Origin of the sequence: Streptomyces sp. NPDC014801, assembly GCF_043082085.1 — a bacterium.
GTDB lineage: Bacteria > Actinomycetota > Actinomycetes > Streptomycetales > Streptomycetaceae > Streptomyces.
This window is the reverse complement of sequence record NZ_JBIBXG010000007.1, coordinates 201,121-216,518: the sequence shown is the minus strand read 5'-3', so window position 1 is coordinate 216,518 and position 15,398 is coordinate 201,121. Positions and strand designations below refer to the sequence as shown.

Annotated in this window: 14 protein-coding genes; 9 read left to right on the top strand and 5 right to left on the bottom strand. The window is 71.1% G+C overall.

The features are described 5' to 3' along the window. The first annotated feature begins 50 nt into the window (after nucleotides 1-50). The 3 genes from ACF1AL_RS18460 (at nucleotide 51) to truA (ending at nucleotide 2,691) form a co-directional block, all read left to right on the top strand. Nucleotides 51-1,073: a DNA-directed RNA polymerase subunit alpha gene (locus tag ACF1AL_RS18460; protein WP_024755423.1), complete on the top strand. Its 1,023-nt coding sequence runs from the start codon at nucleotides 51-53 to the stop codon at nucleotides 1,071-1,073. Nucleotides 1,074-1,255: 182 nt separating this feature from the next. After that, nucleotides 1,256-1,756, top strand: coding sequence for a 50S ribosomal protein L17 (rplQ, locus tag ACF1AL_RS18455; protein WP_366841118.1), 501 nt, complete (start codon nucleotides 1,256-1,258; stop codon nucleotides 1,754-1,756). Nucleotides 1,757-1,833: 77 nt separating this feature from the next. Continuing rightward, nucleotides 1,834-2,691: a tRNA pseudouridine(38-40) synthase TruA gene (gene truA / locus ACF1AL_RS18450; RefSeq protein WP_366841117.1), complete on the top strand. Its 858-nt coding sequence runs from the start codon at nucleotides 1,834-1,836 to the stop codon at nucleotides 2,689-2,691. A 128-nt stretch (nucleotides 2,692-2,819) separates the two neighbouring features. Here truA and ACF1AL_RS18445 read toward each other — a convergent pair whose 3' ends face one another. After that, the gene (locus tag ACF1AL_RS18445) at nucleotides 2,820-3,944 is read right to left on the bottom strand and encodes a sugar phosphate nucleotidyltransferase (RefSeq protein WP_391826531.1); all 1,125 of its coding nucleotides are present in this window, start codon (nucleotides 3,942-3,944) and stop codon (nucleotides 2,820-2,822) included. Between the two features lie 315 nt (nucleotides 3,945-4,259). Beyond that, nucleotides 4,260-5,144, bottom strand: a complete 885-nt coding sequence (locus ACF1AL_RS18440) for a hypothetical protein (protein ID WP_391704110.1) — start codon at nucleotides 5,142-5,144, stop codon at nucleotides 4,260-4,262. A gap of 325 nt (nucleotides 5,145-5,469) precedes the next feature. Here ACF1AL_RS18440 and rplM point away from each other — a divergent pair, with 325 nt between their 5' ends. The 3 genes from rplM (at nucleotide 5,470) to glmM (ending at nucleotide 8,079) form a co-directional block, all read left to right on the top strand. Next, the gene (gene rplM, locus ACF1AL_RS18435; protein WP_003998796.1) at nucleotides 5,470-5,913 is read left to right on the top strand and encodes a 50S ribosomal protein L13; all 444 of its coding nucleotides are present in this window, start codon (nucleotides 5,470-5,472) and stop codon (nucleotides 5,911-5,913) included. Nucleotides 5,914-5,955: 42 nt separating this feature from the next. Next, the gene (gene rpsI, locus ACF1AL_RS18430; RefSeq protein WP_003998795.1) at nucleotides 5,956-6,468 is read left to right on the top strand and encodes a 30S ribosomal protein S9; all 513 of its coding nucleotides are present in this window, start codon (nucleotides 5,956-5,958) and stop codon (nucleotides 6,466-6,468) included. 252 nt (nucleotides 6,469-6,720) lie between these two features. Then, on the top strand, nucleotides 6,721-8,079 hold the full coding sequence (gene glmM, locus ACF1AL_RS18425) for a phosphoglucosamine mutase (protein ID WP_366841114.1): 1,359 nt from the start codon (nucleotides 6,721-6,723) through the stop codon (nucleotides 8,077-8,079). A gap of 178 nt (nucleotides 8,080-8,257) precedes the next feature. Here glmM and ACF1AL_RS18420 read toward each other — a convergent pair whose 3' ends face one another. From ACF1AL_RS18420 to ACF1AL_RS18410, 3 genes are all read right to left on the bottom strand, one after another. Then, nucleotides 8,258-9,211, bottom strand: coding sequence for a DUF389 domain-containing protein (locus ACF1AL_RS18420; protein WP_391704107.1), 954 nt, complete (start codon nucleotides 9,209-9,211; stop codon nucleotides 8,258-8,260). Nucleotides 9,212-9,303: 92 nt separating this feature from the next. Next, complete coding sequence (gene coaA, locus ACF1AL_RS18415; protein WP_366841112.1) at nucleotides 9,304-10,272, bottom strand: type I pantothenate kinase; 969 nt, start codon at nucleotides 10,270-10,272, stop codon at nucleotides 9,304-9,306. Nucleotides 10,273-10,379: 107 nt separating this feature from the next. Next, nucleotides 10,380-10,985 carry a hypothetical protein gene (locus ACF1AL_RS18410; protein WP_391780497.1) on the bottom strand — a complete coding sequence of 202 codons (606 nt, stop codon included), beginning with the start codon at nucleotides 10,983-10,985 and terminating at the stop codon, nucleotides 10,380-10,382. A gap of 266 nt (nucleotides 10,986-11,251) precedes the next feature. Between ACF1AL_RS18410 and ACF1AL_RS18405 the strand changes: the two genes are divergently transcribed. The 3 genes from ACF1AL_RS18405 (at nucleotide 11,252) to glmS (ending at nucleotide 15,380) form a co-directional block, all read left to right on the top strand. Continuing rightward, a complete protein-coding gene (locus ACF1AL_RS18405) occupies nucleotides 11,252-12,046 on the top strand; it encodes a hypothetical protein (protein ID WP_391826528.1) in 795 nt (264 codons plus the stop codon). 197 nt (nucleotides 12,047-12,243) lie between these two features. After that, nucleotides 12,244-13,437 (top strand): acyltransferase, encoded by a 1,194-nt coding sequence (locus ACF1AL_RS18400; RefSeq protein WP_366841109.1) that lies wholly within the window; start codon nucleotides 12,244-12,246, stop codon nucleotides 13,435-13,437. A 95-nt stretch (nucleotides 13,438-13,532) separates the two neighbouring features. After that, entirely contained in the window at nucleotides 13,533-15,380 is a 1,848-nt protein-coding gene (gene glmS, locus ACF1AL_RS18395; protein ID WP_366841108.1) for a glutamine--fructose-6-phosphate transaminase (isomerizing), read from the top strand. The last annotated feature ends 18 nt before the right edge of the window (nucleotides 15,381-15,398 follow it).

Below are 15,398 nucleotides of genomic sequence, written 5' to 3'. Positions count from 1 at the left end.
CGTCGGACGTCAAATAGCGGGCGTCCACGAAAGAAGGATCTGATCCACACATGCTGATCGCTCAGCGTCCCTCGTTGACCGAAGAGGTCGTCGACGAGTTCCGCTCCCGGTTCGTGATCGAGCCGCTGGAGCCGGGCTTCGGCTACACCCTCGGCAACTCCCTCCGCCGTACCCTCCTGTCGTCGATCCCCGGCGCTGCTGTCACCAGCATCCGCATCGACGGCGTCCTGCACGAGTTCACCACCGTGCCGGGCGTCAAGGAGGACGTCACCGACCTGATCCTCAACATCAAGCAGCTGGTCGTCTCCTCGGAGCACGACGAGCCGGTCGTGATGTACCTGCGCAAGCAGGGCCCGGGTCTGGTCACCGCCGCCGACATCGCGCCCCCGGCCGGTGTCGAGGTGCACAACCCCGACCTCGTCCTCGCCACGCTCAACGGCAAGGGCAAGCTGGAGATGGAGCTGACCGTCGAGCGCGGTCGCGGCTACGTCTCCGCCGTGCAGAACAAGCAGGCGGGCCAGGAGATCGGCCGTATCCCGGTCGACTCCATCTACTCGCCGGTGCTCAAGGTCACGTACAAGGTCGAGGCCACGCGTGTCGAGCAGCGCACCGACTTCGACAAGCTGATCGTCGACGTCGAGACCAAGCAGGCGATGCGTCCGCGTGACGCCATGGCGTCCGCCGGCAAGACGCTGGTCGAGCTGTTCGGTCTCGCCCGCGAGCTGAACATCGACGCCGAGGGCATCGACATGGGTCCGTCCCCGACGGACGCGGCGCTGGCGGCCGACCTCGCGCTCCCGATCGAGGAGCTCGAGCTGACCGTCCGCTCGTACAACTGCCTCAAGCGCGAGGGCATCCACTCCGTGGGTGAGCTCGTGGCGCGTTCCGAGGCCGACCTGCTGGACATCCGCAACTTCGGTGCGAAGTCCATCGACGAGGTCAAGGCGAAGCTGGCCGGCATGGGCCTGGCCCTCAAGGACAGCCCGCCCGGATTCGACCCGACCGCCGCCGCCGACGCCTTCGGCGCGGACGACGACGCGGACGCGGGCTTCGTCGAGACCGAGCAGTACTAAGAGCTCGGGCCTCACGGTCCGTACTCGGGTGCGGGTGCGCTGTGGCTGGTCGCGCAGTTCCCCGCGCCCCTTCCGGAACGGGCCCCTTCGGGGCCCTGTCCGGATCTCCGACGGGCAACCGCCCGCTCGGATACTGACCCCGGTACCTGATACGGCCGGGGCAGAGAAACAGGAGATAGATCATGCCGAAGCCCACCAAGGGTGCCCGTCTGGGCGGCAGCGCCGCGCACGAGAAGCTGCTCCTCGCGAACCTCGCGAAGTCGCTCTTCGAGCACGGCCGTATCACCACCACCGAGGCGAAGGCCCGCCGCCTGCGCCCGTACGCGGAGCGTCTGATCACCAAGGCGAAGAAGGGCGACCTTCACAACCGCCGCCAGGTGCTCCAGGTCATCACGGACAAGGGCGTCGTCCACACGCTCTTCACCGAGATCGGCCCGCGGTACGAGAACCGTCCGGGTGGCTACACCCGCATCACCAAGATCGGCAACCGTCGTGGCGACAACGCGCCCATGGCGGTCATCGAGCTGGTCGAGGCGCTGACGGTGCAGCAGACGGCCGTGGGTGAGGCCGAGGCCGCCACCAAGCGTTCCGCCAAGGACGCCGAGGAGGCCAAGGCCCAGGAGACCAAGGTCGAGGAGACCGAGGCTGCCGAGGCTCCCGCCGAGGAGTCCAAGGACGCCTGAGGCTCTGCCTGACGTCTGAGAGCGGGTCCGTCCCTTCCGGGGCGGGCCCGCTTTCGCGTACTTGAGAGGATGTCCGCGTGAGCGAAGAAGTACAGCCCGGGTTCGTCCGTGTCCGCCTCGATCTGTCCTACGACGGGACCGACTTCTCCGGGTGGGCCAAGCAGGCCGGCGGCCGGCGCACCGTCCAGGGGGAGATCGAGGACGCGCTGCGGACCGTCACCCGCTCCCGCGAGACGTACGAGCTGACCGTCGCCGGCCGCACCGACGCCGGGGTGCACGCGCGCGGGCAGGTGGCCCATGTGGACCTCCCCGAGGACGTCTGGCGCGAGCACCACGAGAAGCTGCTGAAGCGGCTCGCCGGGCGGCTGCCGAAGGACGTGCGGGTGTGGGCGCTGCGTCCGGCGCCCAGCGGCTTCAACGCCCGGTTCTCCGCGATCTGGCGGCGCTACGCGTACCGGGTGACGGACAACCCCGGCGGCGTCGACCCGCTGCTGCGGGGGCACGTGCTGTGGCACGACTGGCCGCTCGACGTCGACGCCATGAACGAGGCGGCGCGGGGGCTGCTCGGCGAGCACGACTTCGCCGCCTACTGCAAGAAGCGGGAGGGGGCGACCACCATCCGCACCTTGCAGGAACTGAGCCTGACGCGGGGCGACGACGGGATCATCACCGCGACGGTGCGGGCCGACGCCTTCTGCCACAACATGGTGCGCTCGCTGATCGGGGCGCTGCTGTTCGTGGGGGACGGGCACCGGCCCCCCGAGTGGCCGGCGAAGGTGCTGGCCGCGGGCGTGCGGGACTCGGCCGTCCATGTCGTCCGGCCGCACGGGCTGACGCTGGAGGAGGTCGGGTATCCGGCGGATGCGCTGCTCGCGGAGCGGAGCCGGGTGGCGCGCAACAAGCGCAGCCTGCCCCTGGGGGGCGGCTGCTGTTAGGCGGTGCCGGGTTGCTGTGGTCGGCCGGCTGCGACTGCGTCGTGGCTGGTCGCGCAGTTCCCCGCGCCCCTTTGGTTGGTTGCCGCGCCGTGCGTGACGCTTCCCCGTCGAAGGTCGACTGCCGTGCCCTAGGCGACGTGTTCCCGTGTGTTGTGCTCCTGGCCGCATGGGGTGGGGGGCGCTGACAGGCGGACGCTGTACGGGGGGATCCGTGCGCCGCAGGCGATGCGTACGCCCGGGGGGAGTTCGTTGCCCTCGGCGAGGGCCGCGCCGTCGCCGATGACCGCCGCGTCGAGGGACGTGCCGGTGCCGATGCGGGCGTGGCGGCCGACGGCCGAGGCGTGGACGGTGGCGCCGGGGCCGATGCGGGCGCCCGTCATGACGACGCTGCCCTCGACGACCGCGCCCTCGTCGATCACCGCGCCGGCGGCGACGACCGTGCCGCCGCTGAGCAGCGCGCCGGGGTGGACGCGGGCGCCGGGCAGGACCAGGGCGTCGCCGGCCGGGCCGGGCAGCGCGGGGGAGGTGACGCGGCCGCGGACCAGGTCGGCGGAGCCCTGGACGAAGGCGGCCGGGGTGCCGAGGTCGAGCCAGTAGCTTTCGTCGACGACGCCTCTGACGTGGGCGTTCGTCGCGAGGAGCGAGGGGAAGGTCTCGCGTTCCACGGAGACCACCCGGTCCGGCGGGATGCGGTCGATGACGGACCGCGTGAAGACGTAGCAGCCGGCGTTGATCTGGTCGGTGATGATCTCTTCCGGGGTCTGCGGCTTCTCCAGGAACGCGGTGACGCGGCCGTCGGCGTCGGTCGGGACCAGGCCGAAGGCGCGGGGGTCCGCGACGCGCTTGAGGTGCAGGGTGACGTCGGCGCCGGTGGCCCGGTGGTGGGCGCGCAGGGCGGCGATGTCGACGCCGGAGAGGATGTCGCCGTTGAAGACGAGCACCGGGTCGCCGGGTGCGCTGCGCAGGCGCCGGGCGGCGTTGCGGATGGCTCCGCCGGTGCCGAGGGCGGTCTCCTCGGTGACGTACTCCAGCTCCAGGCCGAGCCGTTCCCCGTTGCCGTACTCCGCCTCGAAGAGTTCCGCGAGGTAGGAGGTGGCGAGGACGATCCGCGTGACGCCCGCGGCGGCGGCCCGCGCCAGCTGGTGGGTGAGGAAGGGCACGCCGGCGACGGGCAGCAGCGGCTTGGGGGTGTGGCTGGTCAGGGGCCGCAGCCGGGTGCCCTGACCACCCACGAGAAGGATCGCTTCGGACATGTGGCTGCGGGACTCCCCCTGAGATCGCCTCTCGCGTGAGATCGGTCTCCCGCGCCGGCCCGGCCGGGCGCCGGCGCCGGACCGACCGAGCACCGATGCTGGCACGGGTGGCGGGCCCGCGAAACGGCTGTGGAGGAGCCGTCGGGAAGTGTTCACCCGCCCGACGACTGCGGCGGGCCGGCCGTTCGCCGTTGCCGCCGGGTTCCGGGCGGGCCGGACCTTCGCCGCTGCCGATGCGTTCGGGGCGGCCCGGACCTTCGCCGCCGCCGAGGCCTTCGGGGCGGGCCGGCCGTTCGTCGCCGCGTTCCGGGCAGGTCAGCCGTTCGCCGCTGCCGACGCCTGGGCCTCGCCGCGGCGGGCGATCTGCCGGAAGGCGAACTCGGCGAGGTCGTCACCGGTGGCGAAGATCTTGGTGTCCTTCATGGTGACGTTCTTGCCGTCGGTGAAGCCGGTGAGGGTGAAGTAGGCGTAGCGGCCGTAGGAGTTCACCGTGGAGCGGCAGACCGCGCCGTTGCAGAACGGCTTGACGCCCTTGCCCGACACCGGCTGGACCGTGCCCTTCTTGGGGTCGGCGGCCTTCTTCGCCGTGACGGCCTGGGCCTCGGTGTCGAAGACGGCGACACCGACGGTGACCGCGATGCCGCCCTGGGTGTAGGTGACGCGCATCAGACGGGTGCAGCGGCCCGCGGCGAGCGCCTGGGGCAGGGTGCCCTTGGCGGCCGAGGCGCAGTTCGTGGTGTCGGCCGTGGGGCCCTTCTTGTACACGGTCGAGCCCATGGTGAGCTGCGAGCCGGGGAACAGGATGTCCGGGCCGAGCGGCGCGGTGTCCTTGTTCTTGCTGGAGATGAAGTCCTTGGGGTCCAGCGGCGGCGGGGCGCTCGTCGGTGCGAACGACGGGGCCGTGGCCGTCTCGCCGGGGATGGACGCCGTCGGCGGCAGCGAGCTGGGGTCGCCGCCGGCCTGGTTGCTGCCGTCGGCCGAGGTCACGGCCAGGGCGACGGCGGCACCGACGGCGAGTGTGGCCAGCGCGCCGCCGCCGATGAACAGCATCCGGCGCCGCTTGTTGCGCGCCTCGGACGCCTCGGCCAGCGCCGCCCAGTCCGGGGTCTCGCCGTCACCACCGCCGTTCCACGGCTGCTGGGAGTGCGGTTTCCAGGGATCCCACTGGGGCTGCTGGGGTCCCCCCTGCCCATAGCTCATGGGGAGGCATCTTAGACGGGGTACCCGTGTGTCATGCCCGGCGCAGGGGGAGGGGCGGTGTTCGGCCTGGCCGGGCGGGTGCGGGGGCGTCGCGGCCGGTGCCGGGCCGGGGCCGTTTTGACCCACCCCCTGCGCCCCGGTATTCTGCTTGTTCGTTGTGTATTGGCTTGCTCATTCTCACGGGACGGGCCCTTACACCGGTCCACCGGGCCGATGACCAGCGACCCCACGCACGCGGTTTGCGTCGCCGCCGTGGGTCAAGGCTGTCGTGATCGTTTCGGTGACCTTGTCTAGGACCATTCACTCGAAGCGAAGGCTACGAACCGTGCGTACGTACAGCCCCAAGCCCGGCGATGTGACGCGCCAGTGGCACGTCATCGACGCTCAGGACGTTGTCCTGGGCCGTCTCGCCACCACCGCCGCCACCCTTCTCCGGGGCAAGCACAAGCCGATCTACGCGCCGCACGTCGACGCTGGTGACTTCGTCATCATCATCAACGCCGACAAGGTGCACCTGTCCGGCAACAAGCGGACCCAGAAGATGGCGTACCGCCACTCCGGCTACCCGGGTGGTCTGCGCTCCGTCCGCTACGACGAGCTGCTCGACAAGAACCCCGAGAAGGCCATCGAGAAGGCCGTCAAGGGCATGCTCCCCAAGAACTCCCTGGGCCGTCAGATGCTCTCGAAGCTGAAGGTCTACAAGGGTGACCAGCACCCGCACGGCGCGCAGCAGCCGCAGCCGTACGAGATCACCCAGGTCGCGCAGTAAGTCCGGCCACCCCCTAAGACTGAAGAGAATCTGAGGAGAATCGTGGCCGAGACCACTGCCGAGCAGCCGCTCGAAGAGCTTGACATCGACAGCTACACCACCGAGTCCGAGGTCCCCGTCGAGGGCGAGTACACCTCGGAGTCCCTGGCCTCCCGCTTCGGCGAGCCCCAGCCGGCCGCCGGCCTGGGCCGTCGCAAGAACGCCATCGCCCGCGTCCGGATCGTCCCGGGCACCGGCAAGTGGAAGATCAACGGTCGCACCCTCGAGGACTACTTCCCGAACAAGGTGCACCAGCAGGAAGTCAACGAGCCCTTCAAGGTGCTCGAGCTCGAGGGCCGTTACGACGTCATCGCCCGCATCGCGGGTGGCGGTGTCTCCGGTCAGGCCGGTGCGCTCCGTCTCGGTGTCGCCCGTGCGCTGAACGAGGCGGACGTCGACAACAACCGTGGCCCGCTGAAGAAGGCCGGCTTCCTGCGCCGCGACGACCGTGCGGTCGAGCGCAAGAAGGCCGGTCTGAAGAAGGCCCGCAAGGCCCCGCAGTACAGCAAGCGCTAAGCTTCGCTGCCTGCTCGTACGTATCGGCTCCGGATTCGGTTGCCCTCCGCGTACTCCGAACGCCCCGGCGGCACGCCCGTGTGCCGCCGGGGCGTTCGTTTATCACAGCCTTCGGGCGTATAACGGCACAAGACGCTCATCGTCTTGTGCGATTGGTGCCCGGGCGGCGCAGTCCCGGGTCACGAACGGCACGCGCGCGTGGGCCGCACCGGCGCGCCGCTCTTCGTAACTGACGCTTCCTCAGGAGGACACGTGGGACGACTCTTCGGCACGGACGGTGTGCGCGGTGTCGCCAACGCGGATCTGACCGCCGAGATGGCACTCGGCCTGTCCGTCGCGGCAGCACACGTACTCGCCGAGGCGGGCACCTTCGAGGGGCACCGGCCGACCGCGGTGGTCGGCCGTGATCCGCGCGCGTCCGGGGAGTTCCTCGAGGCCGCCGTCGTCGCGGGCCTCGCCAGCGCCGGCGTCGACGTCCTGCGCGTCGGAGTCCTGCCGACCCCGGCCGTCGCCCACCTCACCGGCGCCCTCGGCGCCGACCTCGGCGTCATGCTCTCCGCGAGCCACAACGCCATGCCCGACAACGGCATCAAGTTCTTCGCCCGCGGCGGCCACAAACTCGCCGACGAGCTCGAGGACCGGATCGAGGCGGTCTACGACGCCCACCGCCACGGCGAGCCCTGGGACCGCCCGACCGGCGCCGGCGTCGGCCGCGTCCGCGACTACGAGGAGGGCTTCGACCGCTACGTCGAGCACCTCGTCGGCGTGCTGCCGAACCGGCTCGACGGGCTGAAGATCGTCCTCGACGAGGCGCACGGCGCCGCCGCCCGCGTCTCCCCGGAGGCGTTCACCCGGGCCGGCGCCGAGGTGATCACGATCGGTGCCGAGCCGGACGGCCTCAACATCAACGACGGCTGCGGCTCCACCCACCTCGACCTGCTCAAGGCCGCGGTCGTCGAGCACGGCGCGCACTTCGGCATCGCCCACGACGGCGACGCCGACCGCTGCCTCGCCGTCGACCACACCGGCGAGGAGGTCGACGGCGACCAGATCCTCGCGGTGCTCGCCCTCGCCATGCGGGAGCGCTCCGCGCTGCGCGCCGAGACCGTCGTCGCCACCGTGATGTCCAACCTCGGCTTCAAGCTCGCGCTGGAGCGGGAGGGGCTCAAGCTCGTCCAGACGGCGGTCGGCGACCGGTACGTGCTGGAGGAGATGAAGGAGCACGGCTACGCGCTCGGCGGCGAGCAGTCCGGCCACGTGATCATCCTCGACCACGCGACGACCGGTGACGGCACGCTGACCGGGCTGCTGCTCGCGGCGCGCGTCGCCGAGACCGGGCGGTCGCTGCGGGAGCTGGCGTCCGTGATGGAGCGGCTGCCGCAGGTGCTGATCAACGTGCGGGACGTGGACAGGTCCCGCGTGAAGACGTCGGGTGAGCTGGCGGCGGCCGTCGCCGACGCGGAGCGGGAGCTCGGGGAGACCGGGCGCGTGCTGCTGCGGCCCTCCGGGACCGAGCCGGTCGTGCGCGTGATGGTCGAGGCCGCCGACATCGAGCAGGCCCGCTCGGTCGGCGGGCGGCTGGCCGATGTGGTGAAGTCGGCGCTGGGCTAGCCGGTCGCGGGCAGTCGGCGGGCGGCCTGCCGGTGTGGTGAAGTCGGCGCTCGGCCGGCCGCCGCAGACGGTGGTGTCCGCGCGGGGAGCCGTTGTAGACGGTCGGGCCCGCGCTGGGAGCGGCCGTTGACGGTGGTGCCCGCGTGGGGAGCCGCACGGCGAGCAGGGCCCCGCGCCCCTAAGGCCGGCTGCCCTGCCGTTCCTTCGCGAGTTCCCGTTGCCTGGCCCAGAAGTACTTCTGGGCCAGCAGCGTCAGCGTGCCCGCCAGGACGATTCCCGCGAGGTTCAGCAGGAGTTGCTCCGTCGAGCGGAGCGTCTGGTGGGTGTCGCCGTAGATCAGGGCGACGGCCGCGTTCGCGGCGGCCGGGACCGTGGTGACCGAGATGGCGACACCGACCAGGGCGCCGGACTTCGCCGACGTCAGGGACAGCGTGCCCGCGCAGCCCGCGAGCACCGCGACGACGAACGAGAACCAGTCCGGGGCGTAGATGAAGCCGGTGTTGGGGCGCGCGGCCTCCAGCCGGCTCTCGCTGAACAGGCCGACGGCGTCCATGAACAGGCTGAAACCGACGGTGACCGCCATCGCCGCGGCGAAGCCGGCGAGCAGCGCGATCAGGGACCGCGCGGCGAGGCGCGGCGCGCGCTGCACGATCGCCGTGCAGATGCCGGCCAGCGGCCCGAACTCCGGCCCGACGGCCATCGCGCCCACGATCAGGATCGCGTTGTCCAGCACCACACCGCAGGCCGCGATCATCGTGGCCAGCGTGATGAAGGCGACATAGGTGACCGAGAGGGTCGACTCCTCGTGCGTGGCCTCGGCGAGGTGCTCCCACAGCACGGCGTCCGCGGCCTCGCCGGGTGCGTCGGCCTCCGCGCGGTCGGCCCGCCGTGACAGCGACAGCTCGACGTTCTCGACGGCGATGGAGCCGGTGCGCTCCAGGCCCAGCTCCCGCAGCCCGTTCAGCAACTCGTCCGCGGCCTCGCGGGCCACGTCGCACAGGACGACGTCCCCGGCCGGATCGCGGGCGGCGCCCGGCAGGACGACGAGGTGCGCGGTGCCGACGGTCTTCTCGATCAGGAGCACCACGTCGTCGGTGGTGTCGGCCGGCGTGATCAGGCGCAGGTGCAGCATGGCCCCCATCTAACCGGGGCGCACGTGCGGCATGCGCACCACCCGACCGGGGTGCACGGGCAGCATGCGCCCCATCCGCCGACCGCCGTCGGCTACAGCTTGCGCAGGCTCAGCCGCTGCACCTTGTGGTCCGGGCCCTTGCGGAGGATCAGGGTGGCGCGGCCGCGGGTGGGGGCGATGTTCTCGATCAAGTTGGGCTTGTTGATCGTGCGCCACAGGGTGCGGGCGTAGTCGAGGGCCTCCTCCTCGGAGACCTGGGTGTACTTGCGGAAGTACGAGTCCGGGTTCTGGAAGGCGGTCTGGCGCAGCTTCTTGAAGCGGCTCAGATACCAGCGCTCGATGTCGTCGGCGCCGGCGTCGACGTACACGCTGAAGTCGAAGTAGTCGGCGAGGCCGACGCGGGTGCGGCCGTCCTTGCCGGGCAGGGCGGGCTGCAGGACGTTGAGTCCCTCGACGATCAGGATGTCGGGGCGGCGCACGACGAGCTTCTCGCCGGGGACGATGTCGTAGATCAGGTGGGAGTAGACGGGCGCGGTGACCTCGTCCTTGCCGGCCTTGATGTCGGCGACGAACCGGGTGAGGGCGCGGCGGTCGTAGGACTCGGGGAAGCCCTTGCGGGACATCAGGCCGCGGGCCTGGAGCTCCTTGGTGGGCAGCAGGAAACCGTCCGTGGTGACCAGCTCGACGCGCGGGTGCTCCGGCCAGCGGGACAGCAGCGCCTGCAGCAGACGGGCCACGGTCGACTTGCCGACGGCGACGGAGCCGGCGACGCCTATGACGAACGGCGTGCCGGACTGGGAGCCCTTCTCTCCGAGGAAGGTGTTCAGCGCGCCTCTGAGGCCGTCGGTGGCGCCGACGTACAGGTTGAGCAGCCGGGACAGCGGGAGGTAGATGTCCCGCACCTCGTCGAGGTCGATGACGTCACCGAGGCCGCGCAGCCGCTCGACCTCCTCCGCGGTGAGCGGCAGCGGCGTCTTGTCGCGCAGCGCGCTCCACTCGGCACGGGTGAGATCGACGTAAGGAGTCGCCTCCGGACGGGGCCGGTGGGCGCTCCGGGGCATCGAAGAGACCGGAGAGATCACAGTCCATTGTTAACGGAGTTTGAACGGGACGGGAGGTGGGGTGCGTCACGCCGGACAGACCGGGCCGACGCGACGCACCGGCCCGGCTACTCCTCGTCGACGAGATACCTGACGTTGTCCACCACGAATTCCCCGTAGCGCAGGGCGGAGCCGATGGCCTCCAGCCGGGCGTACCGGGCCGGGGACAGTCTGGCCCCTGGGGACTGGATCATCGCCTTCATCAGCACCCGAAGGGCCAGATCAGGGGTGCAGCTGCGGGCGCAGTCGGTGAGCGCCGCCCGAACCTCCTCGGCCAGGAACCGCGCCTCCTCGATCTCGCGGAGGACCGCGTCCAACTGGTCCGCACCGTCCTCCACGTCCGCCCCCGTGAGGGGTCGCACCTTCGGCTTGGCCGCCAGCCGGGCGTCACACAGGTCGACGACCGTCCGGGTCCACTGCGCGCCTCCTCCGACGAGGTGGAAGGCCGGCATGCACTCGGTGGCGGCGTCCCACAGCAGCTCCAGCGCCGTGTCGGGCAGGCCGTCGAGCAGCGTCTCGGCGTCGCGCCGGACGGCCAGGACATGTTTGCCGGCGACATCTGCCAGGTGCTTCGCGACGACTTCGGCAGCCGTGGGCCCGTCGCAGCTCCAGTCCTGGTGGAAGAACTCCATCACCCAGGACACACCGAAGTCGAACTCTGTGAACCGTTGCACCGCCTGTCATCTCCCTCGGGCCGTCCGAGAAGGCACGCTGCCACGGCCGAGGGCGGGACGGCCGTCAAGTCGCTGACGTGTCAGCGAGTTTCCGGGTCCCCGGGTGGAAACGGCCGGAAATCGTTCATGGCCCTGGTCCGGGGGCTTCGGGGCTGGTCACGTGGGTGTCACGGTCGGGTCGCGGATGGGTTTTCGGTGGATCAGGTGTGGGTGTGCTGTGTGTAATGTCCACGTAAAATGCCGCTTTGAAGAGAGAGCAGTCTTCCGTGAGTCTCACCACCGTTCGCCGTGCCGGTCTCGCCGCCGCGGTCGCCGCGCTCGCGCTCGTCGTCTCCGCCTGTGGTTCCGAGAGCGGGGACAAGGCCGGTGACGGGGCGGCGACCGCGCAGGCCGACAAGACGGCCTCCGCCTCGCCCGCCGCGGCCCCGGCCAAGGCGCTCAGCGCCGCCGAGCTGGAGAAGGCCGCGCTCGCGCAGGCGGACGTCAAGAGCGGCAAGGTCTTCACGAAGGTGCCGCTGCAGGACGACATCGCGCAGGCGAAGGTGAAGACCGACAAGGCGGAGTGCGCCGCGCTGGGCCGGCTGCAGGCCGGGACGTACGAGGCGCAGCCCGCGGCGAGCGTCAAGCGCAGCTGGCTCGGCGACCTGAAGAAGCCGGCCGCCGGGGCGAGCCCCGAGGAGGCCCTGGTCGCCGGTATCGACCGGACCAAGGTCATCGTGACGCTGGCCACGTACGCCGACGGCGGCGCCGAGAAGGCGTTCGCGGCGCTGAAGGCCGCCTCGACCGCCTGCGCGGGCGGGTTCGCGTACACCGTGGGCAGCGACACCACCAAGTTCTCGAAGGTCACGGTGACGGACGCGCCCCAGGGGGCGGACGAGGCGCTCGCGCTGACGCTGATGATGGACGCTGACGGCACCCAGGCCCCGTGGAAGAGCGTCGTCGTCCGCAAGGGCGCCACGATCGCGTCCTTCCCCTCCGTCAACATGGCGACCGCGGCGACCGGCAAGGAGTACGCCTTCCCGGCCGAGCTCGTCCAGGCCCAGCTCGCCAAGCTCGGCTGAGCGGCGAGTCGTCGTCTTCACCCACCGGGCGTCCGTCGCCCGGTGGGTTTTCCATGACCGGCGCGTGACCGTTCCGTGCCGGTGCTGTGTGAGGGTCCCGGACGCGGGCGGCTGTGCGGCCACCCGTACCGTGCGGGATGGAACGCTGCCCAGGGGGGAGGCACACGACACGCGAGTGACGACGGAACGGTGAACGGATGAGCCAGGCGGACAGCACGCGACTCCTCGACGCGCCCACGGGCCCGAGAGGGGCGAACGGGCCGACCGCACCCGCCGTACCCACGCCCCCCGGGGCGCCCGCGGCCGAGAGGCGCGGCGGACAGCGCCTCGCCGCGCTCGACGGACTGCGCTTCCTCGCGGCGCTCGCCGTGGTGCTGTTCCACTTCGTGGGCCAGAAGCCGGCGACGATGGAGCACATCTGGGGCCGCCCGTACCAGAGCGTGTTCCCCGAGGCGCACGCCTACTTCGCCTACGGCCGGCTCGGCGTCGACCTGTTCTTCCTGATCAGCGGCTTCGTCATCTGCATGAGCGCCTGGGGACGCAGCCCCCGGGACTTCTTCATCTCGCGGGTGACGCGGCTGTACCCCATGTACTGGATCGCCGTCGCCGTGTCGGCGTGCGTGATCTTCCTGGCCGACACGCCGTTCGGGCACCCCAACCCGCGGGTGATCCTCGCCAACCTGACGATGCTCCAGCACCCCCTCGGCGTGAAGGACCTGGACTCGGTCTACTGGACCCTGTGGCCCGAGCTGTGCTTCTACCTGACCTTCGCGGTCGTCGTGTGGAAGGGCCTCACCCACCAGCGGGTCGTCGTCTACTGCGGGCTGTGGACCGTCGCCGCCGTGCTCGCGCCGTCCGCCGGCATCCCCGCGCTCACCCTGCTGGTCAACCCGCCGTCCGCGCCGTACTTCATCGCCGGCATGGCCTTCTACCTCATGCACCGCTTCCGGCCGACGCCGCTGCTGTGGGGCATCGTCGTGATGTCGTGGCTGCTCGCCCTGCACTTCCTGCTGGCCCCCGACGGCGGCCGCAACAACTGGGACGCCTGGTCGCCGTGGCGCGGCTGGCTGGTCCTCGCGATCACGGTGTTCTTCGCGCTGATCGCCGCGATCGCGCTCGGCCGGACCCGCCGCATCCGCTGGCGGTGGCTGACCGTCGCCGGGACGATGACCTTCCCGCTGTACCTGCTGCACGACGTCATCGGCATGACCGTCGTCCACCACTACGGCGACCGCGTCGCCCCCTGGACGCTCGTCGCGGTCACCGTCGGCGCCCTGGTGCTGCTGTCCTACCTGGCCCACCGGTTCGTCGAACGCCCCCTCGCCACGCGCATGCGGCGCTGGCTGAAGTCCGCGAGCTTCGGCCTCCAAGAGCCGTCCCCGCGCCGCTGATCGGCCCGCGCGGCGTTCGTATCCCCGTGGGAATTTCCGATTTCGGGCACGCGGAGGGGGATTTACGGCCCCGGCGGATCGTAGGCTGCGGATCCATGTGCGGAATCGTGGGATACGTGGGGGCGCAGTCGGCGCTCGATGTCGTGGTGGCCGGACTCAAGCGGCTGGAGTACCGCGGGTACGACTCGGCGGGCGTCGCCGTGCTCGCCGACGGCGGGCTGGCCGCCGCGAAGAAGGCCGGCAAGCTCGTCAACCTGGAGAAGGAGCTGGTCGACCGTCCGCTGCCGACCGGCACGACCGGCATCGGGCACACCCGCTGGGCCACCCACGGCGGCCCGACCGACGCCAACGCCCACCCGCACCTGGACAACGCGGGCCGGGTCGCCGTCGTCCACAACGGCATCATCGAGAACTTCGCCCTGCTGCGCGCGGAGCTTCAGGAGCGCGGCCACGACCTCGCCTCCGAGACGGACACCGAGGTCGTCGCGCACCTGCTCGCCGAGGAGTTCTCCGCCACCGACGACCTCGCCGAGGCCATGCGGCTGGTGTGCCGGCGGCTGGAGGGCGCGTTCACGCTGGTCGCCGTGCACGCCGACGAGCCGGACGTGGTCGTCGGCGCGCGCCGCAACTCCCCGCTCGTGGTGGGCGTCGGCGAGGGCGAGGCCTTCCTCGCCTCCGACGTCGCCGCGTTCATCGCGCACACCCGCTCCGCGATCGAACTCGGCCAGGACCAGGTCGTCGAGCTGCGCCGCGACGGCGTGACCGTCACCGGATTCGACGGCAGCCCGGCCGAGGTGCGCTCCTACCACGTCGACTGGGACGCCTCCGCCGCCGAGAAGGGCGGCTACGACTACTTCATGCTCAAGGAGATCGCCGAGCAGCCGAAGGCGGTCGCCGACACCCTGCTGGGCCGCATCGACGCGGCCGGCTCCCTCACCCTCGACGAGGTCCGCATCACCCCGTCGGAGCTGCGCGAGGTCGACAAGGTCGTCATCGTCGCCTGCGGTACGGCCTTCCACGCCGGCCTGATCGCCAAGTACGCCATCGAGCACTGGACGCGGATCCCCTGCGAGGTGGAGCTCGCCAGCGAGTTCCGCTACCGGGACCCCATCCTCGACGCGCAGTCGCTGGTCATCGCGATCTCCCAGTCCGGCGAGACGATGGACACGCTGATGGCGCTGCGGCACGCCCGCGAACAGGGTTCCAAGGTCCTCGCCATCTGCAACACCAACGGCTCGACCATCCCGCGCGAGTCCGACGCCGTGCTCTACACCCACGCGGGCCCGGAGGTCGCCGTCGCCTCCACCAAGGCGTTCCTGACGCAGCTCGTCGCCTGCTACCTGGTCGCCCTCTACCTGGGCCAGGTACGCGGCACCAAGTGGGGCGACGAGGTCCGCGCGGTCGTCCGCGACCTCGCGCAGATCTCCGGCGCGGTCGAGGAGGTCCTTGAGACCATGGAGCCGGTACGGGAACTGGCGCGCTCCCTGGCCTCCAAGAACACCGTGCTCTTCCTCGGCCGGCACGTCGGTTACCCGGTGGCGCTCGAAGGCGCGCTCAAGCTGAAGGAACTGGCGTACATGCACGCCGAGGGCTTCGCGGCGGGCGAGCTGAAGCACGGGCCGATCGCGCTGATCGAGGAGGACGTCCCGGTCGTCGTGGTCGTGCCGTCCCCGCGCGGCCGGTCCCTCCTCCACGACAAGATCGTCTCCAACATCCAGGAGATCCGCGCGCGCGGCGCCCGCACCATCGTGATCGCCGAGGAGGGCGACGAGACGGTCGTCCCCTACGCCGACCACCTCATCCGCATCCCGGCCACCCCGACGCTGCTCCAGCCCCTGGTCGCGACCGTGCCGCTGCAGGTCTTCGCCTGCGAGCTGGCGACGGCCCGCGGCAACGAGGTGGACCAGCCGCGCAACCTGGCGAAGTCCGTCACGGTGGAGTGAGCGGGACACCCCGCTGGG